Origin of the sequence: Weissella diestrammenae (assembly GCF_014397255.1) — a bacterium.
Lineage (GTDB): Bacteria > Bacillota > Bacilli > Lactobacillales > Lactobacillaceae > Weissella > Weissella diestrammenae.
This window is the reverse complement of the sequence record NZ_CP060724.1, coordinates 1158464-1184887: the sequence shown is the minus strand read 5'-3', so window position 1 is coordinate 1184887 and position 26424 is coordinate 1158464. Positions and strand designations below refer to the sequence as shown.

General features: G+C 40.4%; 22 protein-coding genes. All 22 read right to left on the bottom strand.

What is annotated here, in order from left to right; translation table 11 throughout:
- Positions 1-153: 153 nt before the first annotated feature.
- Entirely contained in the window at positions 154-828 is a 675-nt protein-coding gene (gene pgmB / locus H9L19_RS05740) for a beta-phosphoglucomutase (protein ID WP_187528732.1), read from the bottom strand.
- Positions 815-1843: an aldose epimerase family protein gene (locus tag H9L19_RS05735; protein WP_187529933.1), complete on the bottom strand. Its 1029-nt coding sequence runs from the start codon at positions 1841-1843 to the stop codon at positions 815-817. Before H9L19_RS05735 ends, pgmB begins: the two co-directional genes overlap by 14 nt.
- 63 nt (positions 1844-1906) lie before the next feature.
- Positions 1907-4162, bottom strand: a complete 2256-nt coding sequence (locus H9L19_RS05730; RefSeq protein ID WP_187528731.1) for a glycoside hydrolase family 65 protein — start codon at positions 4160-4162, stop codon at positions 1907-1909.
- Positions 4163-4200: 38 nt separating this feature from the next.
- Positions 4201-5967, bottom strand: coding sequence for a glycoside hydrolase family 13 protein (locus tag H9L19_RS05725; RefSeq protein WP_187528730.1), 1767 nt, complete (start codon positions 5965-5967; stop codon positions 4201-4203).
- 27 nt (positions 5968-5994) lie between these two features.
- The gene (locus H9L19_RS05720) at positions 5995-7359 is read right to left on the bottom strand and encodes an SLC45 family MFS transporter (protein WP_187528729.1); all 1365 of its coding nucleotides are present in this window, start codon (positions 7357-7359) and stop codon (positions 5995-5997) included.
- A 518-nt stretch (positions 7360-7877) separates the two neighbouring features.
- The gene (locus tag H9L19_RS05715) at positions 7878-8858 is read right to left on the bottom strand and encodes a LacI family DNA-binding transcriptional regulator (protein ID WP_243198130.1); all 981 of its coding nucleotides are present in this window, start codon (positions 8856-8858) and stop codon (positions 7878-7880) included.
- A 144-nt stretch (positions 8859-9002) separates the two neighbouring features.
- Positions 9003-10949, bottom strand: coding sequence for a threonine--tRNA ligase (thrS, locus tag H9L19_RS05710; RefSeq protein ID WP_187528728.1), 1947 nt, complete (start codon positions 10947-10949; stop codon positions 9003-9005).
- A gap of 406 nt (positions 10950-11355) precedes the next feature.
- On the bottom strand, positions 11356-11805 hold the full coding sequence (locus H9L19_RS05705; RefSeq protein ID WP_187528727.1) for a flavodoxin: 450 nt from the start codon (positions 11803-11805) through the stop codon (positions 11356-11358).
- Between the two features lie 62 nt (positions 11806-11867).
- Complete coding sequence (locus H9L19_RS05700; RefSeq protein ID WP_187528726.1) at positions 11868-12425, bottom strand: YehS family protein; 558 nt, start codon at positions 12423-12425, stop codon at positions 11868-11870.
- A gap of 28 nt (positions 12426-12453) precedes the next feature.
- A complete protein-coding gene (gene mutL, locus H9L19_RS05695) occupies positions 12454-14394 on the bottom strand; it encodes a DNA mismatch repair endonuclease MutL (protein ID WP_187528725.1) in 1941 nt (646 codons plus the stop codon).
- Between the two features lie 45 nt (positions 14395-14439).
- On the bottom strand, positions 14440-14970 hold the full coding sequence (locus tag H9L19_RS05690; protein ID WP_187528724.1) for an ECF-type riboflavin transporter substrate-binding protein: 531 nt from the start codon (positions 14968-14970) through the stop codon (positions 14440-14442).
- 63 nt (positions 14971-15033) lie between these two features.
- Entirely contained in the window at positions 15034-15912 is an 879-nt protein-coding gene (locus H9L19_RS05685) for a matrixin family metalloprotease (protein WP_187528723.1), read from the bottom strand.
- A 46-nt stretch (positions 15913-15958) separates the two neighbouring features.
- Positions 15959-16429 (bottom strand): hypothetical protein, encoded by a 471-nt coding sequence (locus tag H9L19_RS05680; protein ID WP_187528722.1) that lies wholly within the window; start codon positions 16427-16429, stop codon positions 15959-15961.
- A gap of 295 nt (positions 16430-16724) precedes the next feature.
- Positions 16725-17099: a DUF1093 domain-containing protein gene (locus H9L19_RS05675; RefSeq protein ID WP_187528721.1), complete on the bottom strand. Its 375-nt coding sequence runs from the start codon at positions 17097-17099 to the stop codon at positions 16725-16727.
- A 165-nt stretch (positions 17100-17264) separates the two neighbouring features.
- Positions 17265-18887, bottom strand: coding sequence for a chaperonin GroEL (groL, locus tag H9L19_RS05670; RefSeq protein WP_187528720.1), 1623 nt, complete (start codon positions 18885-18887; stop codon positions 17265-17267).
- A gap of 48 nt (positions 18888-18935) precedes the next feature.
- Positions 18936-19211, bottom strand: coding sequence for a co-chaperone GroES (locus H9L19_RS05665; RefSeq protein ID WP_187528719.1), 276 nt, complete (start codon positions 19209-19211; stop codon positions 18936-18938).
- 119 nt (positions 19212-19330) lie between these two features.
- Positions 19331-19969, bottom strand: a complete 639-nt coding sequence (locus tag H9L19_RS05660; RefSeq protein WP_187528718.1) for an HD domain-containing protein — start codon at positions 19967-19969, stop codon at positions 19331-19333.
- 137 nt (positions 19970-20106) lie between these two features.
- Entirely contained in the window at positions 20107-21771 is a 1665-nt protein-coding gene (locus tag H9L19_RS05655) for a formate--tetrahydrofolate ligase (RefSeq protein ID WP_187529931.1), read from the bottom strand.
- A 138-nt stretch (positions 21772-21909) separates the two neighbouring features.
- The gene (gene purD, locus H9L19_RS05650; RefSeq protein ID WP_187528717.1) at positions 21910-23178 is read right to left on the bottom strand and encodes a phosphoribosylamine--glycine ligase; all 1269 of its coding nucleotides are present in this window, start codon (positions 23176-23178) and stop codon (positions 21910-21912) included.
- Between the two features lie 53 nt (positions 23179-23231).
- On the bottom strand, positions 23232-24761 hold the full coding sequence (gene purH / locus H9L19_RS05645; RefSeq protein WP_187528716.1) for a bifunctional phosphoribosylaminoimidazolecarboxamide formyltransferase/IMP cyclohydrolase: 1530 nt from the start codon (positions 24759-24761) through the stop codon (positions 23232-23234).
- Positions 24758-25348 carry a phosphoribosylglycinamide formyltransferase gene (gene purN / locus H9L19_RS05640; protein WP_187528715.1) on the bottom strand — a complete coding sequence of 197 codons (591 nt, stop codon included), beginning with the start codon at positions 25346-25348 and terminating at the stop codon, positions 24758-24760. The genes purH and purN overlap by 4 nt, the downstream gene beginning before the upstream one ends.
- Positions 25336-26421 (bottom strand): phosphoribosylformylglycinamidine cyclo-ligase, encoded by a 1086-nt coding sequence (gene purM, locus H9L19_RS05635; protein ID WP_420855806.1) that lies wholly within the window; start codon positions 26419-26421, stop codon positions 25336-25338. Before purM ends, purN begins: the two co-directional genes overlap by 13 nt.
- Between the last annotated feature and the right edge of the window lie 3 nt (positions 26422-26424).

Sequence of the window (26424 nt, the reverse complement as noted above, 5' to 3'; positions counted from 1 at the left end):
TCACGTAATAAAAAAAGAATCACCTTGGATTCTTTTCCACCACCATTATCTTTTAATTGCGACGTTGTCGATAAATCAAAACACCGACTAGTGTTGCCAATCGCATTAATCCTAATCTTTCTTTGATAGTTCTCAACTTGTTATCTAAATTGTTTAGTCTGTCATGGCTTGTTCAATCGCTGTCAATGACACCTCAACCGTTGTAGCAAAATTCAATGTTGCTTCTTGCAACACTGATTGCTCACCAATGCCTAATGACACTTCACCAGCCCCATTAATTGAGCGGATACCAGCTGCAGAGTCTTCCAATCCAATGACTTGACTTGGCTGAAGTTGCAAAATTTCAGCTGCACGGGTAAATATTTCTGGATCCGGTTTACCAGCATGCAACGTTGCCGGATCAACGATACCAACAAAGTATCGCGTTAAGCCTAAGTGTTCTAGAATCATTGGTGCATTCTTAGATGCTGATGCAACTGATAGCTGATATCCCTTTGCAACAGCCGATTGAATGAAATCTGCCATCCCCGGCAAAATATCGTTTGGCGTCAACGTCGCAATTAATGCTTGATAATTTTTATTCTTTTTCTCCGCTAACATCTCTTTTTCATCAACAGTATAAGTCCTAGTTTTAGGCCCATGATCCAAAATCATTTGCAACGAATCCATTCGGCTAATCCCTTTTAGGCCTTCTGCTAATTCTGGCGTCCACGGTGTCCCAACTTCATCAGCCGTTTGATGCCACGCTTGGCCATGAAAGCGTGCGGTATCAGCAATCACCCCATCAAGATCAAATGCAAAGCCCTTAATGTCACTAAATTTTGTCATGCTTGTTTACCTCTTTTATCTTGTATTTGACGGTATATGTTTTTCGCACTTTAGCAGGTAAAACGATATCACCAAAATCAGGCTGTGAAATCGCATCCGGCAATGTTTGTGCTTCAATCGCTAGTGCCGTGACTGGTGCCGTTTTTTCCCACTCTGGCGTGTGATATAAAGCATCAGGATTCACAGTAAATAGCACAAGACCATTACGGTCAGAATGAACAGCGAGTTCAAGTGTTCCGGCAGCATTTCGCAACTGCAATTGGTCAGCGTCCAATGTTGGTGCAACCACAAATGCGTCATCGTACTGCGCTGATTTGAGATGATCAATGTCTGTCCCAATCGCTTTAAATGTACTAAAGTCAAATGGTGTGCCAATATTTTTTTGTAACTCACCAGTTGGTATTTTCTGATCGTCGACCACCACATGCAAATCTGACGCCATTTTCAATTGATGAGTCAAGACATTCGTGCCTGCTCCGTCCAAATTAAAATAAACATGCGTCATTGGATTGAACAATGTAGTTGCCGTTGATTCACCGGTAAACTTAATGGACACATCATCATCTTCATCCAACGTGTACTTAACTTCTGCCTCTAATTCACCTGGAAATTCATCGCTAAATGTATGCGTAAAAACGACTGACGCGGCAGATGACGTCTCAATTAACTTGGCCGACCAATTCACTTGATCAAATCCATTCACACCTGAATGCAAAACATGATTGCCCTCATTAGCCGTTAAATGAAATGGCTGATTAACTGTTAACTCGTAATCGGTCTGCGATAGTCGTCCGCCAACGCGACCAATTGTATTACCCAAATGAAACGGGTTGTTTAAATAATGTGCTAAATCATTGAATTGAATCAACCGTTCTTGACCAAAGGCGCGATATGATTGCCATGTTGCCCCGTACGATAAAATGGTGATTGATGTGCCTGCCGTGTTCGTCAGCGTGTATGCCATCACTTTTTCACCACTTGTTAGCGACCCAAAATCGCTATGCGTCCCCTTCATCATTAACCTCCTTGTCAGAAATAGCGGCGTCAAAAATGACCCCGCTATTTTCAAAGCATAAATTTACTGTAATGCTAAATCTGAACCGTCTAAATCAATCACAATTGGGTCACCAGAAATCAATTCAACCGTTGTTATATCTTTCGTCACTTGCACTTCAAGCACATGTCCACGGAATACCAAGCGGAAGGCATACGACGTCCATTTCTTAGGTAAGAATGGTGCCAGATGTAGCTTACCATCGCGCACCCGCATACCTGCAAAGCCTTGAACAATGGCTAACCAAGAGCCAGTCATGGCCGTAATATGCAAGCCATCAGCAGTATCATTATTATAATTATCCAAATCCAACCGAGCAGCACGTTCATACATTTCAACCGCTTTGTCCTCTAGTTTAAGCTCGGCAGCCAAAATTGAGTGAACTGACGGTGATAGTGATGATTCATGTACCGTTAATGGTTCATAGAATTCAAAATTATTCCGCTTTTCTTCCTCCGTAAATGCATCTGGGAAATAAAACATCGCATGCAAGGTATCTGACTGCTTAATATATGGCGAACGTAAGATATGATCCCATGACCAATGTTGATTAATCGGCCGTACAGCTGGATCCAATTCTGAGACTGGAATCAATTCTTTGTCCAAAAATGTGTCATGTGCCTCAAAAATATGCTTGGTTTCCCCATTGATTTGAACATCGGCTTGTGGCAAATACATCTTGTCGACAATGTCTTGCCAATGTGCCAACTCGTCTGTTGTAATCGCTAATTTTTCCTTCTCATCTGCATTAATTTGGTCATAATTTTCAAGCGCATACTTCAAGACCCATTGTGCCATCCAATTAGTATAGAAATTATTATTGACATTATTTTCATACTCATTGGGACCAGTAACACCATGAATCATATACTGACCTTTTCGAGCTGAATAATGTACACGATCCGCCCAAAAACGTGCAATATTATATAGCACTTGTGCACCATCACCCTCGAGCCATGAACGATCGCCTGTTATGTTTGTATAATTGTAAATCGCATAGGCAATTGTTGAATTACGATGGATTTCCTCGAAAGTAATTTCCCACTCATTATGTGATTCAATCCCATCAAAGGTCACCATTGGATATAAGGCACCGGCTAGCCCTTGTTCTTTTGCGTTATGGAAAGCACCATCCAATTGGTCAAATCGATATTGCAACAACGACCGCGTCACCTTTGGATCCGCAACCCCTAAATAAACTGGGATAGCAAACGCTTCGGTATCCCAATACGTTGCACCACCATACTTTTCACCAGTAAAGCCTTTAGGACCGATATTCAAACGTGGATCATTTCCATAATACGTTGAGAACAATTGGAACAAGTTAAATCGAATTCCTTGTTGTGCTGCATCATCCCCATTAATTTGGACGTCCGCTTTTTCCCAACGTTTTGCCCATTCTTGCGTATGTGCTTGGTAAATGTCACCATAACTGTGGATCATCACATCGTCTAGCAGATGCTCGCCCGCTTCAATTGTTTCAATGAGGCTATTATAATCTCGTGATGTGGTCACAATCACTCGTTTTTCAAAAGTAACTGTCCCATCAGTTGGCACTTGAATGGTATAACGGTCAGTAACCTCCCACTCATTTTTTTGTTGATGAATCAGTTCACCACCAACGAATGCCTGCCGAGCAACAACAGTAAATTGTGGTACGCCAAAGTCATTTGAAATTGTTTGCGTAGCAATAAACGAGCCATTCTCTGAATTATCAGCATCCAGAACTTGCCAGAATTGCTCATCGTAATTACTATCTTCATTCACAACGTCAGCATCAATACTGGCATCAAATGTAATCTGATGCGTCTGACCATCAACTGAAGAAAATGAATAATGCAAATCAGCGAGTTCTTTTGTGGCTGCCGAAATCAAACGAGTCACAACAAATTTCACACCAAAGACGGTAAATGTCCGAATCAAAATGCCCTTTTGCATATCCAGAGAAATTTCAAAATCATTGACCATATTTTTGGCTAAATCAACCTGTTGACCATCAACTGTTATATCAGCTTTGACAAAATTAAGGGCATTGATTGCCTTCCCAAAATAAAGTGGATAACCGTTTTTCCACCAACCAACGCGGGTTTTATCGGGAAACCATACCCCACCAATATAAATACCTTGGTGTGTGTCGCCAGAATAAACTTCTTCAAACATACCACGCATACCCATGTACTCATTACCTAATGAGGTCATCGATTCTTGTATGCGTTTATCCTCTGGATTTAAATCATGTGAGGTGACTGTCCAAGGATTTACTTCAAAAATTCGCTTCATTGCTTATTCTCCTTTTACTTTGATTTACTGTTTTGTCACTAAAATTGATAAACGACAAATTCATCTGGTCTTAAAACGTTATTATCTGCTAACTGGCTGATAATAACTGGTTGTTGTTGATAGTTTGTTAAATCGAAATTCTTTTGACCGTGATTAAACAATCCAAGTAGCTGTTCTTGCTCACCAATTCGGCGAATACCAATGACATCATCAGTTTGATGCGTCCATTGCAATGTTCCCGCACTTAGGACGTCTGAAAAAGTTCGCCGAACTGCAATTAATTTTTGGATAAATTGGTAAAATTCAAAATCTTGATATTTCGAATCCCAGACCATTGGTTTACGGTCATCAGGATCATTTTCACCTGTCATCCCATACTCTGTCCCATAATAAATTGATGGCACACCCGGTTGTAAGAAGGTAAAAGTTAGCACTTGTTTTTCAAGAGCCATATTCTCATGCACAAGTGTCTTAAGCCGTGGTGTATCGTGAGAATCTAGAGCATTAAACATCATTTGATTAGTCGAAGCACGATAGTGCATCAACTGATCATTTAATTGATTGATGAACGTCTGCACGTCAATCCGATTATGAACAAAATAATCTAAAATCGATCCAGTATAGGCATAGTTCATAATGCCGGTTAATTCGTCACCATTAAGCCACGCCTGTGCATTGTGCCAAATTTCACCTAGAATGTAGAAATCAGGCTTAAGCGTGGTCGTTGCGGCATGAAAAGCTTTCCAAAAATGATGATCAATTTCATTTGCAACATCCAATCGCCAAGCATCAATATCAAATTTTTTAATCCAATAAGTGGCAATATCAATTAAATACGCCTGAACCTCTGAATTTGCCGTATTTAATTTTGGCATGTGGGGCGTATAAGCAAATGTGTCATACGTGGCATCTCCGGCAAATTCGAAATCATTCGTTGGCGTGTACGTTGCTGGAAATTCGTGAATGTGGAACCAGTCCGCATATTTTGAATCAGCTTGATTTTCAAGTACATCTCGCCATTGCGATGCCTGGTCGCCAACATGATTAAAAACGGCGTCCAACATCACGCGAATCCCTCGCTCGTGCGCGGCTTGCACCAATTTTTTAAATAATTGATCATCACCAAATTCTGGGTCGATTGTGTAGTAATCTTCTGTATCGTATTTATGATTTGATGGTGCTTTAAAAATTGGATTAAAGTAAATGCCATTCACACCAAGCGCTACTAAATGGTCCAAATGATCTAAAACGCCCTGTAAATCACCACCGTAGAAGTCAAAACGGCCAGGATGATCAGTACTATCCCAAGGCTTTGTCCCCGCTGGGTCATTTTGAGGATTCCCGTTTGCAAAACGTTCTGGGAAAATTTGATACCAAACCGTTTGCTTAACCCATTCCGGTGCCTTAAACCGATCAATTTCTTGGAAATAAGGCATCCTAAAATACGTATTCATATCGTCCAAAGTTTCTGGATTTGCTTGTCCGAAACCTTTGTCATTTAATAACACTTGTTCCCCATCAGTCGATTGAATGATGAAAGCATAGGCCAACCGACGTTTGTCAGCTGAAATACTGATTTGCCAATAATCATACAGTGAAGTTGATAATATTTTCGTCATCGCTTGTGGTGCATGATAAAATTTGTCAAATTCCAAATTCCCCCATAATGTGTAAGGATCCCCCGCAATCAACTGAACGGACGCAATGTCATCTTTAGCGGTTCGCAAACGAATATGCATAGTTGTTGCATCATACAGATAGGCCATCTCACTTTCAGGCCGATGATAAATCGCACTTAAATTCATAGCTTGCCTTTCTACATTGGAAATGATTTATCCTAAATCGCCATGTTCAACTGATGTCTCTTTAATCACCCAAACAGCTAGCGCACCAAGGATGAAGAGAATACCGGAAACAGTAATCATATGTGGCATGTAGTTACCCAACAATGGATATAATGCAAATGAAGCAACTGAGGCCACAATTTGTGGTAAGCAAATCCATGAATTAAAGAGTCCCATATAAGTCCCGTCATGCTTACCATCAAGCGCATTGGTCAAAATCGTAAATGGAATAGCATTCATCGTGACCCACGCAATGCCTAAGAAGATAAAGGCTACGGCAGAAAGTGACTTAACATGTGTGGTAGCTAGCATAAAGAATCCAATGGCACCCAACACTAATCCAATTGAGTAAGCTGGCTTACGAATCTTATTATTGAGCTTTGTAATAATCAACCCCCAAACAATGGCGGCAACGGTTTCGATAGCTGATAAGATACCAAACCAATTTCCTGCATCTTGGAACCCAGCAGACGCTGCATTAGTCGTATGCCAAATATTTTGAGCAACAGTTCCAGTACCGTATGTCCAAAGATATTGGAATCCAGCCCAACAGAAGAATTCAACCAAGCCCAATGTCCAAAATACTTTTGGCGCCTTCGCTAAAATTTGGAATAAATTTAATTTTTCTTGTTTTTCTTCAAGTCCATGATACTGCGCATATGTTTTAGGATCATATTCGTCCACCTTCCAAACTGTGAAGGCCGCAGAAATTGCTAGAATGAAGGCACCAGTATAGAACGCCCATTTAACTGATGGTGGTAATTGTCCGGCAGCAGCCACATTGGCGACACCAATTGCGGTAAAGAAGAATGGGAACAAATTAGCAACAACGCCTCCGATGTTTCCCCAAATTGTCTGCCATGACCATGCCATATCTTTTTGTTCATCATTAACCATGTCTGAAATCATCATTTTGAATGGTTGCATTGACATATTTGATGACAAATCCATAAATAGGATGGCTACCGCCCCAAACCATAAACCAGTTGACGTTTTAAATCCAAATGACCCAGAATTAGGCAATAAACACATGACTAAAATAGCAACAAATGATCCAAGAATAAGATAAGGTAGTCGACGCCCAATCTTTGGAATCCAAGTCCGATCTGAAAAAATACCAACTAACGGTTGTACTATCATGCCAGCGAGTGGTGGCAAAATAAAGAAAAAGCCAAGTTTCGTTGGATCAGCGCCAAGCGTTTGGAAAATTCGTCCCATATTGGCACTCTGCAGTGAAAATGCCATCGACGTGCCTAAATTACCAAAAGTCATCAACATCAGTGTTGAGATTGCTAAGGTTGGTAGTAATTTTTTACCACCGCTTTTAGCAGTTACATGTCCGTCTTCAGCCATAATAATATCTCCTCCAAAAATTGTTTGATTATAATCTGTAACCGCTTACATTTCATAATATAAACCATTTCCTTTCTTTGTGCAAGTGCTTGCACAAAAAGAATTGCATGTTACCGTTATCATATTAACTATTAATTGTGAATTTTGACTCACATAACGACTTAGTTGATTGTTTGTCAAACCGCACACTAGAATGCACTTAAAACACAAGTTTTCCCTATCAAAACACACAATCATCAGTCGTCCGCTGATTGAAGCCAAACAAATCAAAGATGAACGGCGCACAAACTTCCCCCAACGCACGCAAACCGTTAGCCTTTATATGGTTGACTCGCTCGCGTTCATTGCTAACAAGTTAAATTATGATGTCCCCTTTTACCTCGCATTTTTATTGCTGGTAATTTCCTACAAGCATCTTGTAACGGTCAAAATTTAACCGCCTTTTGCAGCAACACTAAAAAAATCCCTGACTTGGATTAACACCAAATCAGGGTAGTTATTTAAACACATTTTTTTAATTATATTTGAGGCAGGCGATAAGGGACAATAATGTGTTGCTGATTTTGTTCCTCTGAATTGGTCGATTGACTAAATAACAATTCAACTGCCGCGGCACCCAAAACTTTGGGTTGAACATCAACCGAATAAAAATGACGACCACTTAATTGCACATATTCTGATGCATTAAAGGCGATTGTGGGTAATTTAGGATGCGTTGGTAAATGTGCTTCAGCTTGTTTTTGTGCTAAAAAACCGAGTTTATCATCTGTCGCAACAATCCCATCAACTTGAGTGACTTGTTCAAAATAAGCATGTAACTGTTGTTTTTGTTCACTGAAATTCTCAGATAATGTCAAGACTTGACCCTGAGGATTTGCTTGATGATAACCTGTTTCACGGTTCTCTTCAAAACGCCAATCGCCAGTTGTTCGCACAAATACTGGTGATTTTAATTGATAGGCTTGCATCAATAATTCAGTCGCGGCTTTGGCTGCAGCAATATTATCATTATCAACATATAACGTATCTTGTAATGATTGCGGTTCGCCCGTTACCACTACTCGCGCATGATATTCATTTAATAACTGCGTAATTGGATCATGGACCGCTGTATACAATAAAATAAATCGCCTGACCTTGCCAGCTTCGACCATCATTTTAACGGATTCATAGACCTCACGCCATGAATTTCCCGTTGCAGTGGCTAATAAATAAGCCTTTGATTGGAGCTGTTCATTGATACCAAATAATTCGTGTAGGACGAAATCATTGCCAGAAATCTGTTGATTTTGTGGTGGAAAAACGACGCCGACCGTATTACTCTCAGTAGCCATAAGATTTTTGGCCGCAAAGTTAGGCGTATATCCCATATCTTGCGCTAATTTTTGAATTCTGTCACGCGTTGCCTGACTAATTCGTGGTGAATCGCTTAGGGCTCTGGAAACTGTTGACATTGATACATCTGCTTGTTCAGCAATATCTTGAATTGTAATCATCATGCAACCACCTTTCACCAATCATGTGCTAATTAATTCTGCTAATGTTTATATTATAACGTATTATCTGTTTCAAAATTGGCTAGCTTTCATCGTCGAAAAATAAAAATGACGTATATCTGATGTATACGTCATTTATTCATATTTTTAAACAGTTGTTTTTGAATGATTAGCAATATCTGCCATTAACTCATTTTCAAAGTCAGCATATGATTTAGTTGTCGTTTCCAATGAACCAAAACGACGAATTGTCACTGAATCATGATCTTTTTCTTCATCACCAATCACCAAAGTATATGGAATCTTCAATGATTGGGCATCTCGAATCAAATAACCTAATTTTTCGTTTCGACCCTCAAACTCAGCGCGAATACCTTGATGCACCAATTTGTCTACAATTGATTGAGCATATTCAGCATGTGCTTCACGATTCACTGGAATCACACGCACTTGATGTGGTGCCAACCATGTTGGGAAAGCACCCTTATACATTTCAATCAAATAGGCTGTAAAGCGTTCCATCGTTGAGATGACACCCCGATGAATCATCACTGGTCGGTGTTGTTCACCATCAGCACCCACATAGTGCAAGTCAAAGCGTTCAGGTAGCAAGAAGTCCAATTGAATTGTTGACAACGTTTCTTCACTACCCAAGGCAGTTTTAATTTGAACGTCTAACTTTGGTCCGTAGAATGCCGCTTCACCTTCAGCTTCAAAGTAATCTAGTCCCATATCATCCATGGCTGATTTAAGCATCTTTTGTGACTTGGCCCACATTTCATCATCATCAAAATACTTTTCTGTATTCTCAGGATCACGATATGACAAACGGAAACGATAATCTGAAATATTGAAATCAGAATAAACATCAATCATCAAATCCAAAATCTTCTTGAATTCATCTTCAATTTGGTCAAGCATCACAAACGTATGACCATCGTTTAGGGTCATTTCACGGACACGTGACAAACCAGTCAAAGCACCTGATTTTTCATAACGATGCATCATACCCAATTCAGCGATTCGTAATGGTAACTCTTTATATGAACGTGGATGATGCTTATAAACCTGAATATGTGATGGACAGTTCATCGGACGCAATTCGAGGAATTCACCATCCCCCATGTCCATTGGTGGGAACATATCGTCATGGTAATGATCCCAGTGCCCAGATGTCTTATACAATTCAAGATTAGACAAAATTGGCGTATAAACGTGTTGGTAACCTTTTTCAAGTTCGCGATCAACAATATAGCGCTCCAGTGTGCGACGAATTGCTGCCCCGTTTGGCATCCAAACTGGCAAACCTGACCCAACATCTTGCGAAGTAAAGAACAAATCTTGTTCAGCACCAATACGTCGGTGATCACGTTCTTTTGCTTCTTCACGTCGTGTTAATTCAGCTTGCAAATCATCATCTGTCCAAAATGCTGTACCATAAATACGTTGCAACATTGGATTTGATGACTTACCACGCCAGTAGGCACCTGCAACTGATGTCAACTTAAAGTGCTTAATCCAACCTGTTGATGGGACTAGCCCACCACGATCTAATTCAATATGTTCACCTTGAACAGCGATTGAGATTTTTTCATCTTCTGGCAGATCATTAATCAATTCCACCTTATATGGATCTGACTTAAACATGGCCAAAGCCTCAGCGCGTGAAATCACACGTGAAACGATGGGTAAGTTCTCATCCACAATTTTATGCATCATTTTTTCAATTGCTGGAAATTCTTCAACTGAAACCTGGCCTTCGGCATTATCGGTGTCATAGTAAAATCCATTATCGATTGCTGGCCCAACCCCAAAGTGCATATCAGGATGCATTCGCTTCAAAGCTTGTGCAAGCAAATGGGATACTGAATGCCGCAATAATTGCAACGCCTCATCCGTATCTTTAGTAATCAATTCAAATTGACCATCTTCATTAATCGCATCATGCATACCAACATAATGTCCATTTAGGCGACCTGATACTGATTTCTTAGCGAGTGACTTCGAAATACCGGTTGCAATTTCCAATGGGGTTGTACCAGCTGGGTACGCCTTAACCGCGCCATCTGGAAAAGTCATACTAATTTCTGCCATGTGAGACTCCTTGTTTACCATTTTATTTTTCAATTCGTTAATAAAATAAAAACGTCCCATTCAAACCTTTAGATTTGAACGGGACGTTTAGCACGTGATACCACCCGAAATTCGCTATGTTGAAAAACATCAACATAACCTCATTTCTTCCTTAACGCGGAAAACGAAATTGGTTGCCCAATCCACATCAAAAGTAGTATCCTATACGATCTCATCACTGTCTCTCATCATCACAGTGTTGCTACAAAAAGATTACGCATAAAACATGTCTTTATCAACGTATTAATTATAGTTATCATTATAATCACTTTATTCCATACTGACAAGTGTTAACCTAATTGTTCGCCTGACTTGGCATCATGGCGCGTTCGTTAATCGGAAGCGACCGATTATTTGTGAGTTATTCTTATTGTGCTGCCTTAACCAAAGCTTGTGCAAATTGGCGCAATTCTACTTCGGCCGCATCATTTGGACTCAAATTAACTTTAACACCCGCTGCGCCTTCAATGGCACCAGTCAAGGCAAATTTTGCCCCCATTTTATCAACCGCCACACCAAAATCATCACCGTAAAATGTATCCCCCGAACCAGCGACACCATAAACCAGGCCAGATAAATCGACTTGTGATAAATCTTCATAAAAATCTAATGCTTCATCCGCCAATGACCCTTTATCAAAGGTATACACAACGCTGACCACAATATCTGTTTCGGTTGGATTAATATCGAGCGCATCAACATCCATGATTTCTTCTTTCGTTGTTGTGACACCCAAATGTTGTAATTCATCAATAATGATATCGGCGACATCTTCATTATTTCCTGTCAAGGTTGCATATAAGACACGTGCATTCATTTGCTGTCCTCCGTTAATTAACTAATCGTATTGACCGACCGGTATTGCTAAGCACATACCCGTCAACCATTAATATCTGCTTTTTTAATGTGGCTTGCTGATTTTTTAACCAGTTTATCCTCACTTGTCGCTTGTGGTCGGTACTGTAATGTCATTCCTTTAAGGATATTACGAACATACCGATCTCCTGCTGCTTTATAATTACGATGATCTGGGCGCCGAAGCACCGCACTTAACTCAGAATTTGACACTTCAATCCCAGCAGAATCAAAAAAACTTTGATAATCATCACTTGTATATGACATCGCAATTTTTAACTTTTTGAGCACCACATTATTAATACTTGCCTCATCAGTCATATCCAATGTTGGCTTTATCACTTGACCTTGCGTATCTTTTTTATGCCCGCGTTGTGAAATGATCAAACCATTCATAAACATCTCGAGTTCTTGCATGGTTAAATGTTGATCACGAGGTGTTTCTTTTTCTTGTTTTGCTAACATGCGATTCAGCATCACCTCATCAACCGTCAAACCACCAAATGCAAATATTTTAATTAAATCAGGCTTTTTAATTGATAACGCATAGCGTAGTCGAATCAAAATGTCATTATTATTCATATTTCTCCTCTTTTTTATCCCATAGCGATTAAAATGGATGATTATCATACTCAATCCATGATTCATGCGAATCCTGAATTCGTTTAAACATTTTTTCCATATCCGTATTACTAAAACTGACAATTACTGGACGACCATGTGGACAATTATATGGATTTTGCGTCTGCCGCAACTGTTGAATCAGGTCACGTGCTTCAACATCATTAATTTTCCAATTTGCCTTAATTGAACGTTTACATGCCATCATTATGGCTGTTCGTTCACGAAAATCAGCTAAGCTCAATTCACCATCACGTAACAGCCAATCGACCATCTCTTTGATGGTTGCTTCTTCTTGTCCTTTTACAAACCAGCCAGGATGCTCATGAACAATCAGCGAATTGCTACCAAACGGTTCTAGATCTAGTCCCAAGGCCATTAATTCCTCATGGTGGCTTTCAATCTGGAGCATGTCGACGGTTGAATATGACAAGACAATTGGCACTAACAACTTCTGTAGTTCCAAACCTTGTTGTGTTAGCGTCTGGCGATAATATTCATATTTAATTCGCTCTTGCGCAGCATGCTGATCAATTAAATATAGGCCATCTTCAGCCTGCGCAAATAAAAATGTACCGTGCATTTGGCCAATATAGTCTAACGCTGGAAACGTAGATACTGGCTTTCCATCACTCGTTTCCGACTTTAGTTCAAGTCGTGTTTGCTGACCAGGTAACATCGTTTGCTGACCATCCCCAAACGGATTAGGTGCTGATTCAGTACTATATTTTTGCTTAAAACTTTGAACAGCCTCAGTCGTTAATGCTGCTGAATTTTCTACGACGACTGGTTGAAGCGCCTCCGAATGAAAAGATGTTGCCACATCGTCACTCGCCGTCAAATTTGACCCCTTATATGGTGATGAGACGTCATTGAGTTGTTGGACGAAGGCTGGCATATTCTCACTTCCCAAATAATTTTCATAAGCATCCGGGATTAAGTTGGTCTGTTCAAACTTGTCACGTACTGCCTTTTCAATCAAATTCATCAATTGTTCTTCTTTACTGAGCCGAACATCAAATTTTTGTGGATGCACATTCACGTCCACCAAATTTGGATCCATTTCAATTTGAATAACTGCCATTGGGAAACGACCAACCATCAAACGAGTCCCGTAGCCTTTGACTAAGGCCTTTGTCAAGCTGTAATTTTTAACGTAGCGTCCATTAATCAATAATGTCATATAAGAACGATTAGCCCTTGTCAATTCAGGTAATGAAATCAAACCTGTAACCTTAAAATCATTATCTTGAATCGTAATGTCCGTCATATCACGAGCAACTGTCACACCATAGACTGAGCTAACGACTTGTTGTAAGTTACCATTACCTGTTGTGCGTAAAATTTCCTTTGCTTGGTGACTAAGTCGAAATGAAATTTGAGGATAGCTAAATGCTAGCCGATTGACAATGTCGACAATTTGCGATAATTCTGTCGCTTGTGATTTCAAATACTTCAATCGTGCGGGTGTATTATAAAACAAATCAGTAACAATAATATCAGTCCCTTGACGCGCGCTTGCGCCTTGTTCCTCAATGATTTCACCACCACGTAAATGAACTTCATAGCCTGATGAACTTCCAGCGGTCGCGGTAATCAAACGTACGTCAGCGACTGACGCAATTGACGGCAGCGCTTCACCCCGAAACCCAAGTGTCATCACTTTAAATAAGTCTAAACGTGAGGTGATTTTAGATGTCGCATGTCGCAAAAATGCGCGTTTGACTTGATTAGCTGGAATTCCCTGCCCATTATCAATTACTCGAATTGATTTCACACCTGCATCTTCAACCAAAATATCAATCTGTGTTGCCTGCGCATCAATTGCGTTTTCGACCAATTCCTTAACCACTGAAGCTGGCCGTTCAATCACTTCACCAGCTGCAATTTGATTGGTTAGATTCTCTGATAATTCAACAATATCAGCCATTTTCCCCTCCTAAAAATTTAATTTTTAGTTTTCTGTTGCATCTTTTCAGCGTTGATGCCGGAAAAAATAATTATATGCAACTAACATCAAACTACCAAAAATGGCAATCACACCAAAATTAACCACCACCGCCGTCAAGCCTTGAACAAAGGCACTCTTTAGTGTTTCACCATAAATTAAGATGTCACCAAGCGGGGCAATCACACCCCATGCGATTAAGTTGGCTAGTAGTTGCCAAATATTAAAATACAATAATTTTTGACGGGTCAATGTCCCACGAACAAGGTCTAACCGCTGCGTTGCTAAGCCTAGCAACAGACCAAATAAACCATCTGCGATCACCCATGACCACCAAATACCACCTAAAATAACACTGTCATGTAATGCGTGCCCAATAAGTGCAACCAATAGGCCGATAATAGGCCCAAATAAAGCTGTAATGAAAGCCAACCAAGCTTCAGCAAAATTAATTTGTGTCCGGACAACACCTGTACTCATTGACAACGCGCTCATCAAACAAAAGAATAATAATGTGCCACCTAAAAGCGCTAAAAACACACGAACTATCTTTTTCATTATTATCAATAATCCCCCACTTAACAGTCATCAATTTTTATTTTATTTTTTTAATATCAAACGCTATTCCGTTATCTCATCATTAATAACAATATAGTTTGCTGGTATCGCCTGATTGCCTGAAAAACGTTGATACTCTGTTTTAAAAGCTGTTTCAAAACTCATCGCATTCAACATTTCAGGGTGCATTGCAATTTGTTGAATCGCCAATACTGAATCGATTTCGATCTTAGAAGGCTTTCTTTGATCATGAATACCAACCATTGGCGACATCAAATCGTTGGCAGCGCCTTGATGCTTCAAGCCAAAGGCATGTCCCATTTCATGGGCAATTGTATGGACCGCCTCAGCTTGGTGAATTGATTGAATTTTTTTGGCACTTACCGGTCCAACCACGCCCCCTGATTTATAATCTTCCGGTTGAATTTCATTGGACCGCCAAACCGTTAATGCGTGATTAGAAATCCATAACATATTACCACCAATGGTTGTGGTAGCGAGAATTTCATGATTTGAATAACTTTTAACCCCCACCATGATTTGAAAATCTGCATCGACGGGCCATGTTCCGACATCACGATTTTTTGCTTGGCTGACCGTTTGATTTGTCACCTCAATCACTGGTGCGCCCAACGCGTCATTCCAAATTTTAGTAGCTTGAGTAACCCATTTCACAATATCACGATCACGGCCAGCAACAATCTGATCTGAAAAGACTAATTTCATTTTTCCACGCGTACTTAAATCCCAATGTGGCACACATGGTAATTGTTCTTTTGGCGTCTGAACACGTTTAGCTGCATGTGCAATATACTTTTTTTCTTGTTGAATTTCCGTTCTAGCTACTGACAAATTCATCACATAACGAATCGTATTGGGTAAGACCAAAATAACCAAGCAAAGAACAAAAAGCACAATACTCAGCCGCGTGTATCTCTGCATGGGTCGTCTCACTCGTTTGGACATGCTTGTTCACCTCAACGCCAATTTATTTTGATTCTGTTTCTGTCGAATCCACTGGTTCTTCGTAATTGTTGATAACTGCCAACTCACGATCATAAAATGCCGCAATTTTTGCCATCACTGACTCTGAATCATCCAAATAACTTTGTACTGATGCAGCCAATTCAATTCGCATACCTGAGCGACTAACCTTTGGATTTTCAACAAACATATACAAATTAACATCGCTCAATGGTTCATCAACCACAATTTTGCTGATTTGATTAGCATAACGTAATGGTAAATTAATTAAGCTTGTCTCTAGCCAAAGTTGAATTGGTTCGTCGCCGCTAATAATAATCTGTCCGCTAGCAATCTGATTTTTATGCACTTGTTGGGTCATAAAATCAAATAGCGAATCTAATTGAATCGTTGCCTGATCTTCCGCTGTCCAAGCACGCTGAACGATTTTTTCTGATTTAATGATTTCAATCAAATCATTTCCTGTTAATTGCATATTATTTGTCCTTTTAACTTTATAGATACTTCATTTTAACATACAAATGCCAAATCACTTGGCATTGTGCGTTGTGATTCAAACCAGTTATTAATCCGATTGATTAATGAAAAAATACGAGTTTCCGTTTTATCACACCGTGCCACAGATTCTTTCCAGATAATACAGCCACACTAATTAGAATTAATCCCTTCAATTTATATCTCAGAGTGTCCAAAAAGCTTATCAACAAGACAACGTTGCATATACATTTATTCTCAAACAAAAAGCGCTTGATTACTCAAGCACTTTGTTCTTAAATCTGATTCAATATCTTCTGGTCTACTTTTGACTCATTAATATAGCTTGGTCCTTTGACAACACGTTTTTGACTAACTTCAGCCTGAATAATCTTTCCCGGTTGAAATGGCTTTGGATCAGTCCCCATAACATCAGTCTGAACCGTTCGTTTTTCACCATTTTTGGTCACATATTTCATCTGATATTCATACACGTATATCCCAGTTATTTCTTTACCAGAATCATCTTTAGCCACCTTTTTTTGAGGAATAGTCTGACCAATTCGGGCATACGCTGTTGTCGCAGCATAGGTTTCTGAATAATAGTGATAGCCAAAAATGCCTAATACACTCACAATAATAATTACCACACCCAATCTTAAACGTTTCATTTTTTCATCCCCTTTACCTGTGCTTATATTATATTATACGGTATATAATATTGTCAATAAATAATTTGTTTATTATCATTGCACCACAAAAAAAGTCCTGAAAGTAATACCAACTTTCAAGACTATTATTTTATGCAATATTTTTGTCTTGCTAAACAATTAGACTTACATCATGCCTGGCATACCACCTTGTGGCATGGCTGGCGCAGCTGTTTCTTCTTTGGGCAACTCTGCAACAACAGCTTCAGTTGTTAAGAGTAAGGCAGAAACAGATGCTGCATTCTGCAAAGCTGAACGTGTAACCTTTGTTGGATCCACAATTCCAGCCGCAATCATGTCAACCCACTCATCAGTTGCTGCATTATATCCAAAGCCCACAGCTTGTTCTTTCAACTTATTAACAATCACTGAACCTTCTAAGCCAGCGTTCTCAGCAATTTGACGAACCGGCTCCTCAAGTGCGCGTTGAACAATGTTGATACCAGTTTGCACATCACCACTTTCATTCAAGGCTGCAACTGATGAAATAGCATTTACCAATGCGGTACCACCACCAGCAACAAAGCCTTCTTCAACAGCAGCGCGGGTCGCATTCAAAGCATCTTCGATGCGATACTTGCGTTCCTTCAATTCGGTTTCAGTCGCGGCACCAACGTTAATCACAGCAACGCCGCCAGCTAACTTAGCCAAACGTTCTTGCAACTTTTCACGATCAAAGTCAGATGTTGTTTCAGCAATTTGATTCTTAATCAAATTGACACGGTCAGCCAATTGGTCCTTGGCTCCTGATCCTTCAACAATGGTTGTGTTATCCTTTGAAATTGTAACCTTATTAGCTTGTCCCAAATTCTCAATTGTGACATCCTTCAAAGCCAAACCAAGATCATCGGTAATCACTGTACCACCAGTTAAGATTGCGATGTCTTCAAGCATCGCCTTACGACGATCACCAAAGCCAGGTGCTTTAACTGCAACAACATTAAACGTTCCACGCATCTTATTCAAAACAAGGGTTGGCAAAGCTTCCCCAGTAATGTCATCAGCAATAATTAACAAGGCACGACCTTGCTCAACAACTTGCTGTAAGACTGGCAAAATCTCTTGAATATTACCAATCTTCTTGTCAGTAATTAAGATATATGGATTTTCAAGGTTAGCTTCCATCTTTTCAGTATCAGTCACCATATATTGTGACATATAGCCACGATCGAATTGCATTCCCTCAACAACATCAAGCGTCGTCTCGATACCCTTTGACTCTTCAATCGTAATAACCCCGTCGTTACCAACCTTTTCCATTGCCTCAGCAATCAAGGCACCAACTTCTTCATTTGCAGCAGAAATTGAGGCAATCTGGGCCACTTCTTCTTTTGTCGAAACAGTCTTTGACATCTTATGCAAGGCGTCAACGGCCGCCTTCGTTGCTAATTCAATTCCGCGACGAACGCCAACCGGATTAGCACCAGCGGTCACGTTTTTAAGACCTTCATTGATAATAGCTTGCGCCAAAACTGTGGCAGTAGTTGTTCCATCACCAGCAATATCATTGGTTTTAGAAGCCACTTCAGCCACTAACTTTGCGCCCATATTCTCGAAATGGTCTTCCAATTCGATTGACTTAGCAATGGTTACCCCATCATTAGTAATCGTTGGTGCACCATAACTTTGTTCAATCACCACATTGCGTCCCTTAGGTCCAATGGTTGTCTTAACTGTATTTGCAAGTTGATCAACACCTGCTTGCATTTTTGAACGTGCATCTTCTGAAAACTTCAATTCTTTTGCCATTTTCAATTTCACCCTCCCAAAAAGTTTAGCTTATTTGAATATATTAAATTACAATACTGCGATTAAGTCTTTTTCGTGTACCACAAGATACGTTTCACCGGCATTTTTAACCTCAGTGCCGGCATACTTATCAAATAGTACTTCGTCCCCAACTTTAACAGCCGTAGGGGCTTGTAAATCACCGATGCTCTTATCTGAAATAGCAACGACTTTACCAATGGTTGACTTCTCTTGCGCATTTGAAGCAATAACAATACCACCAACCGTTTGTTCTTGTTCTTGCTCAACTTGTAGCAAAATGCGATCTCCTAATGGTTTCAACATGATACGAATTCCTCCTTTGATTTTTAGCACTCTCATTTATCCAGTGCTAATTTACAAATACTATTCTAGCACACTGGTATTTTTTTTCAACTAGTTTGCCAATTATTTTGACATGATGTTTACGCCCGTCCATGCCATTCATCATCAAATTCATTTAAAAATGCCTGCATAAACTCTGTTCGATGCTCAGCAATCGTCTTTGCCTTAGGCGTATTCATTAAATCAGTCAATTTGAGCAACTTTTCATAAAAATGATTAATCACTGATGAATTTTGTCGATACTGATCATGATCTAAGTGCTCACGAGCTGCATCATTTGGGTTATACATCAAGTGACCTTTATGACCACCATAATAAAATGTCCGCCCAATTCCAATTGCCCCAATGGCATCTAATCGATCCGCATCTTGGACAATTTGGCCATTAAGCGTCAGTTGATAACGTGTTGTCAAATTTTTTGAATATGACATATGGGTGATAATATCTAAAATTTCAGCTATTTCCGCTGATTCAATCTGCCAATCACGCAGCTTTGCTCGAACCTTGCTAATTGCAGCATTTACGTCATCAACAACCTTTTCATCAATGACATCATGCAATAAAGCCGCCAACGAAACGATTTCAACATCAGCTGTTGGCATATCTTTTGCTAACATGAGGGCATTTGTTAATACGCGTTCAATATGAACATAATCATGCCCCGATTGTTCCTCCAATAATTCTTCCCGTACAAATTCTTTCGCCAACTCTAAATTCATCTTTTCTCCTCCATCATTACCTGTCTTATTATCTCATATTCTTGACCAGCACAAATTTGACTCTGCATCTTCATTCTACATATCAATAAAAAAGCATTACCGAAATCGATAATGCTTTACTTCACTCTGATTCTGAATTAAAACAATCCAGTAATCGTCCCATCACGATTAATGTCAATATCATATGCCGCCGGATGCTTTGGTAACCCCGGCATTGTTAAAATCGACCCCGTCAATGCGACCAAAAAACCAGCGCCAGTTTTAGGTACAAATTCTCGCACATGAATCTTAAAGTGCTCTGGTGCACCTAATTTTTTAGCATCATCCGATAACGAATATTGCGTTTTTGCGACAATAATCGGTAACTTATCCCAACCAAATTTTGAAAACTGTTGTAATTGCTTTTGCGCTTTATCTGAGAGTTCAACGCCATCGCCACCATAAATTGACTGCACAATCAAATTCAACTTTTCAACCGCACTATCATCTTTGGCATACAATGGGGTGAAATTTTTAGGCATATCAGTTGATTCAATCACTGCTTGTGCTAATTCAGGTGCACCGGCACCACCGGCTTCCCACACATTAGCGACATAGGCTTTAGCTCCTTGTGCCTCGGCATACGCTTCAATCGCCTGGATTTCTTCTGGTGTATCAGTTACAAAGCGATTAATCGCAACAAGAACTGGCACCTGATATCTTTGCATTGCTTTTAAGTGTTGGCCGAGGTTCAAAAGTCCTACTTTTAAGGCTTCGACATCAGCTGCCGCCAAGTCACTTTTCGCCTTGCCACCATGCATCTTCAGGGCCCGAACCGTTGCAACAATCACGATTGTATCCGGTGTTTTTCCTAATAATGGCACCTTAAAATCAAGGAACTTTTCACCACCCAAATCAGAACCGAAACCAGCTTCAGTCACCACATAATCTGCTAATTGCAGGGCTGTTTTGGTCGCTTGAATGGAATTTGTCCCCTGCGCAATATTGGCAAATGGCCCACCGTGAATCAATGTTGGCGTATGCGCTAACGTTTGTACCAAATTAGGCTTAATGGCATCCTTTAACAACGTAGTTAAAGCACCCGCCACACCCAAGTCCTTGACAAAGACTGGCTCGCGTTCATAAGTGTAGCCAACAACAATGGCCTCAATCCGTCGCTTCATATCTTCCAAATCATGGGACAATGTTAAAATTGCCATCAATTCAGAGGCAACTGTAATATCAAATCCATCTTCACGCGGCACCCCAGAGGTTGCTCCGCCTAATCCAATTGTGACATGCCGTAATGCGCGATCATTCACGTCCAACACGCGTTTCCATAACACGCGTCGTGGGTCTAATTGATGCGGATTTCCTTGATAGATACTGTTGTCAATCAAAGCTGCCAAAGTATTATGCGCACTCGTCAACGCATGAAAATCACCCGTAAAATGCAAGTTAATATCTGCCATCGGCACAACTTGGGATTGTCCGCCACCCGTTGCACCACCCTTCATTCCCATCACTGGGCCAAGCGATGGTTCGCGTAAAGCAATCATCGTTTTTTTACCTGCTAACGATAACGCATCAGCCAATCCGACTGTCACCGTTGATTTACCCTCCCCAGCTGGTGTCGGGCTAATCGCAGTCACTAAAATTAATTTACCTAATGTCTTTCCCCGCACAATATTCGGATTCAGTTTAATCTTTGCCTTATCACGACCATAAGGTTCAATTTCATCAGCTGTTAACCCAACTTGTGCCGCAATCTTTTCAATCGGCCAAATATCAGCATGTTGTGCAATTTCAATGTCTGTTGCCATCATTCACGCCATTCCTTTCACTTGTCGTTACCATTGTATTATTATCTCACATATATTTTCACCTCAATATAAAAGGTGAATCGAAAATCAACTATACGTGCATTATAAAACTTGCTGAATCATCAATGCAACGCCTGCTTAGATCTTAGTGACTTCATGATTAACTGCCTGATACCCAATATCTGTTCGATATTGAAAATGTTTCAAATCAAGCGTTTGTAATTGTGAATAGATGATTTCTTGTGCTTGACTAACGGTTTCACCTGCCGCGACAAAAGTGAGTAATCGACCACCATCACTGACATAGGCATCATCTTTTAAAGTCAACGCAGCCGAATCTACCTTAACTTGATGATTTTCAAGTACTGGCACCGTGATTCCTTGTGACCCAGATGCTGGGTATTTCTCACCAGCCAATACCACACCAATGTATACTTGATGATGTTGCCAAGTTACTTGGGGTTGAATACCAAGCATGAGTTCATCAATCATGATATAAAAATCGGAATTTAATTGTGGCAAGACCACTTGTGTTTCCGGATCTCCCAACCTGACATTAAATTCAATGACTTTCGGTCCCTGTTTTGTGAGCATCACACCAGTATAGAGTATCCCATAAAATGGTATCCCATCAGCCTTCATCCCCTCAATCGTCGGCATCACTAGCTTTTCAATGGCTGTCATCCGCACATCATCAGCAAGCCAAGGCACTGGACTATAAGCACCCATACCACCAGTATTTGGCCCTTCATCACCATCTAACAAACGTTTATGATCTTGTGCAATTGGTGCGTGAACAATCCCGTTTTGCCCAACAAAAGAAAAAATAGAAAATTCTACCCCCTCCAGATATTCTTCGACCACTAACGTCGCATGAGGTGCTTTGGCATAAATCCCAGTTAATTGTTGCATTAACTGATCGTTACGTTGAAAAATCTGAACACCTTTCCCTAATGCCAGCCCATCTTGTTTAATAACAATTGGTAAGCCAAAACGTTCTACTGCCAGCAATGCTTCATCTAAAGATTTAACAGTAACTGATTGTGCTGTTGGTATATGATATTTAGCCATCAATTCTTTGGCAAATGTTTTTGAACCTTCTAATTGTGCCGCCGCCTGCCGTGGGCCAAAAATTGGCAAATCATGTTGTTCAAAGTAGTCCACAATGCCAAGTGTCAACGGTTCTTCTGAACCAACAAAAGTTAAATCAATCCGCTCTAATTCTGCAAAATCAGCCAAGTCTCTAATCATCTGAACTGAAATTGGCACTAATTTGATATTTGGCGTCATTCGCATGCCGTCATTACCAGGTGCAACAAACACTTGATCAACTTGTGGACTGCGTAAAAATGTTTTTGCAATGGCATGTTCACGTGCACCAGATCCGACTACAAGTACTTTTTTCATAACCCATTCTCTCTTTTTAGTAAAGGTGATTGTCATCAAACAAGCTACTGGCTTTAATGTCTAAAATGACGATTACCCGAAAAGACCAAAACAATTCCTAATTCGTCAGCCTTATCAATTGACGCCTGATCCTTGATTGAACCACCCGGTTCAACCACTGCGCTAATGCCATGCTCAGCCGCATAAGCGACTGAGTCATCGAATGGAAAGAAAGCATCCGATGCCAAAACCGCATCCGATAAATCAGTGGTCACCTTTAGCGCATTTTTGATAGCATAATTGACCGAGTCAATGCGATTAGGTTGACCAGCACCAATCCCAAGTGTTTGCCCGGCCTTTGCCACAACAATTGCATTCGACTTAACGTGCTTAACAGCTTTTTGTGCAAATACCATTGTTTTTAATTGTTCCGCTGTTGGTTGCACTTTAGAAACTACTTTTAAATCAGACAATTCTTCATGTGTTAAATCACGTTCTTGTGCAACAACCCCACCCAATACAGCAGTTAACTCAATTTTTTGTGGTATATCGGTTGTAAATGGTAATTGCAAAATACGCAAATTCTTTTTCTGTGCCAAAATTTCATAAGCTGCATCAGAATATTCCGGTGCAATAATAACTTCTAAAAAGATGTCATGCATTTTTTCAGCTGTGGCTACATCAACCGGTCGATTCAAAGCCACAATCCCACCAAAAATCGATACTGGATCCGCTGCAAAGGCACGATCCCAAGCTGCTTCAATTGTTTCTCCTTGCCCAATACCGGCTGGATTCATATGTTTAACTGTGACAACCGTTGGTGCTTCGAATTCAGCAATCATGCGTAAAACAGCATCAGCATCGCGGATGTTATTGTAAGATAATTGTTTACCATGCAGAATCTTTGAACTAAAAATTGAGTACGCTTCAGGGATCGCACTGCGATATGCGGCTGCTTTTTGGAATGGATTTTCACCATATCGCATTGGTTCAAACAATTCGAACGTTGGGGTTAATTGCTCTGGAAACTGCTCGTCTGTCAAGTATGCCGCAATCAAAGCGTCATAGGCCGCAGTATGTTGGAAAACTTTCTTTGCTAAGTATTTATGAAAGGCTAAATCAGCCGTCTGCGTCTGTAATTTATCTAGCACAGTGTCATAATCGATTGGATCCGTTACAGCAAGCACCGACGCAAAATTTTTAGCCGCAGAACGTAACATTGAAGGACCACCAATATCAATGTTTTCAATGGCTTGTGCTTCTGTCACGTCTGGTTTTTGAATTGTAGCTTTAAACGGATACAGATTGACAACCACCAAGTCAATTGGTGTTATATCGAATTCAACTAACTTATCCATATGTGCTGCTAAATCACGCCGCGCTAACAACCCGGCATGTACACGTGGGTGAAGCGTTTTAACACGTCCGTCTAACATCTCAGGAAAACCAGTCACCTCATCAATTGGAATGGGTGCCAAGCCTGCGTCTGCTAATGTTTTAAGGGTACCACCGGTCGAAACTAATTCATAACCTAATGCAACCAGCCCTTTGGCAAATGCAACCAAACCGGTTTTATCTGAGACACTTAATAATGCACGCTTCATTTGATAAATTCTCCTCTTTCTAATAACATCGCTAATGTTGCTGTGTATAATTGATGTTCAACTGCATGAATCCGAGCTTCAACATCTATTAGCTGGTCATCAACTGCGATTACAACTGGTTGTTGAGCAATAATTTTTCCTGTGTCCATCCCAGCATCAACATAATGAACCGTGACACCTGTGACACGAACGCCATAATCAAAGGCATCTTGAATCCCATGAGTCCCAGGAAAACTTGGTAACAATGCTGGATGAATATTGATAATTCTCCCTGCGTATGGGGTCAATAAAGTCTCAGTAAGCAGGCGCATGTAACCCGCCAATAAAATACCATCCACTTGATCTTGATTCAATTGGTCTAAAATGGCTAATTCTGCTGCTTGTCGATCAGCAAAGTGTCGGTAGTCAACCAGTGTATAAGGAATCCCTAGCTGCTTTGCTTTTTCAATTGCACCAGCATTTTTCTTATCTACAATCAAACGAACAATCGTTGCTGGCAATTGTTGTGCCTGTATTGCCTGAGCCAAGGCAACAAAATTACTACCTTGACCACTGGCGAAGACAGCTAGTCGAGTTATGCGTGCCATGGTGCCTCTCCTCTAAATTCAACGTGCTTTTCATCATGCTGTCGCTTTTGGATTGTACCAATGACATAGGCATCATCTGTTAGCCTTGCCAGTACTGATTTAACAACGTCGGGCTTAACAATTAGAACCATGCCCAGCCCATTATTAAATGTCAATAACATATCTGATAAACGTAATTGACCAGCGGCCTGAATCTGATTGAAAATTGGTAAAATTGGCCAACTCCCCCAGTTAATTTCCGCCTTTAAATTTGTTGTGTATGCCCTTGGCAAATTTTCGACTATCCCTCCGCCAGTAATATGTGCAATACTCGTAATCAATTGTTCATCAATCAAAGGCTGTACCATTGGTCCATACAACTTGGTTGGTTTCAGTAGTTCAGCCTGATCTTCGGTTGAGAGCTGATTAAATTGATTTGGTTCATGTAAGTTAAACACTTGGCGTACTAACGAATAGCCATTTGAATGAATACCACTAGATGCCAAACCGATGAGCACGTCGCCAGCTTCGACTGCTGATTTTTGTAATAATCGTTGGCGCTCTACAATCCCAACCCCAAATGCCGCTAAATCATAGTGATGCGGTGCATATAGCCCCGGTAATTCAGCTGATTCACCACCAATTAATGCCACACCAACTTGCTCGCAAGCAGACGCAATCCCACCAACAATCTCGGCGGCAATCGCTGGTCGAATTTTATCGACTGCTAAATAATCCAGTAAGAATAACGGTTTGGCCCCCTGTGCTAAAATATCATTCACGGTCATTGCCACTAAATCTTGACCAATTGTGTCATGCTTATTGGCAGCAATTGCTAATAATAGTTTGGTCCCCACGCCATCTGCCCCAGCAATTAGAATCGGATCATCATAGCCTTGACCAATGGCAAAAGCTGCGCCAAACCCACCTAGTCCAGACAATACATTTTGGTTATAAGTTCGTTGGACACTCGCTTTCATTCGCGTTACGGCTTCATTCCCAGCTGCAACGTCAACGCCAGCCGCAGCATATGCATCTTGGCTCATTTCTACATTTTCACTCAAGTCCCAAATTTCCTTTCGTTCATTTTGCATGTG

Bases quoted from the DNA above. Each gene is read 5' to 3' on its own strand.
- pgmB (WP_187528732.1), bottom strand. From the start codon at position 828: ATGACAAAATTTAGTGACATTAAGGGCTTTGCATTTGATCTTGATGGG.
- H9L19_RS05735 (WP_187529933.1), bottom strand. From the start codon at position 1,843: ATGAAGGGGACGCATAGCGATTTTGGGTCGCTAACAAGTGGTGAAAAA.
- H9L19_RS05730 (WP_187528731.1), bottom strand. From the start codon at position 4,162: ATGAAGCGAATTTTTGAAGTAAATCCTTGGACAGTCACCTCACATGAT.
- H9L19_RS05725 (WP_187528730.1), bottom strand. From the start codon at position 5,967: ATGAATTTAAGTGCGATTTATCATCGGCCTGAAAGTGAGATGGCCTAT.
- H9L19_RS05720 (WP_187528729.1), bottom strand. From the start codon at position 7,359: ATGGCTGAAGACGGACATGTAACTGCTAAAAGCGGTGGTAAAAAATTA.
- H9L19_RS05715 (WP_243198130.1), bottom strand. From the start codon at position 8,858: ATGATGATTACAATTCAAGATATTGCTGAACAAGCAGATGTATCAATG.
- thrS (WP_187528728.1), bottom strand. From the start codon at position 10,949: ATGGCAGAAATTAGTATGACTTTTCCAGATGGCGCGGTTAAGGCGTAC.
- H9L19_RS05705 (WP_187528727.1), bottom strand. From the start codon at position 11,805: ATGAATGCACGTGTCTTATATGCAACCTTGACAGGAAATAATGAAGAT.
- H9L19_RS05700 (WP_187528726.1), bottom strand. From the start codon at position 12,425: ATGAATAATAATGACATTTTGATTCGACTACGCTATGCGTTATCAATT.
- mutL (WP_187528725.1), bottom strand. From the start codon at position 14,394: ATGGCTGATATTGTTGAATTATCAGAGAATCTAACCAATCAAATTGCA.
- H9L19_RS05690 (WP_187528724.1), bottom strand. From the start codon at position 14,970: ATGAAAAAGATAGTTCGTGTGTTTTTAGCGCTTTTAGGTGGCACATTA.
- H9L19_RS05685 (WP_187528723.1), bottom strand. From the start codon at position 15,912: ATGCAGAGATACACGCGGCTGAGTATTGTGCTTTTTGTTCTTTGCTTG.
- H9L19_RS05680 (WP_187528722.1), bottom strand. From the start codon at position 16,429: ATGCAATTAACAGGAAATGATTTGATTGAAATCATTAAATCAGAAAAA.
- H9L19_RS05675 (WP_187528721.1), bottom strand. From the start codon at position 17,099: ATGAAACGTTTAAGATTGGGTGTGGTAATTATTATTGTGAGTGTATTA.
- groL (WP_187528720.1), bottom strand. From the start codon at position 18,887: ATGGCAAAAGAATTGAAGTTTTCAGAAGATGCACGTTCAAAAATGCAA.
- H9L19_RS05665 (WP_187528719.1), bottom strand. From the start codon at position 19,211: ATGTTGAAACCATTAGGAGATCGCATTTTGCTACAAGTTGAGCAAGAA.
- H9L19_RS05660 (WP_187528718.1), bottom strand. From the start codon at position 19,969: ATGAATTTAGAGTTGGCGAAAGAATTTGTACGGGAAGAATTATTGGAG.
- H9L19_RS05655 (WP_187529931.1), bottom strand. From the start codon at position 21,771: ATGGCAACAGACATTGAAATTGCACAACATGCTGATATTTGGCCGATT.
- purD (WP_187528717.1), bottom strand. From the start codon at position 23,178: ATGAAAAAAGTACTTGTAGTCGGATCTGGTGCACGTGAACATGCCATT.
- purH (WP_187528716.1), bottom strand. From the start codon at position 24,761: ATGAAGCGTGCATTATTAAGTGTCTCAGATAAAACCGGTTTGGTTGCA.
- purN (WP_187528715.1), bottom strand. From the start codon at position 25,348: ATGGCACGCATAACTCGACTAGCTGTCTTCGCCAGTGGTCAAGGTAGT.
- purM (WP_420855806.1), bottom strand. From the start codon at position 26,421: ATGCAAAATGAACGAAAGGAAATTTGGGACTTGAGTGAAAATGTAGAA.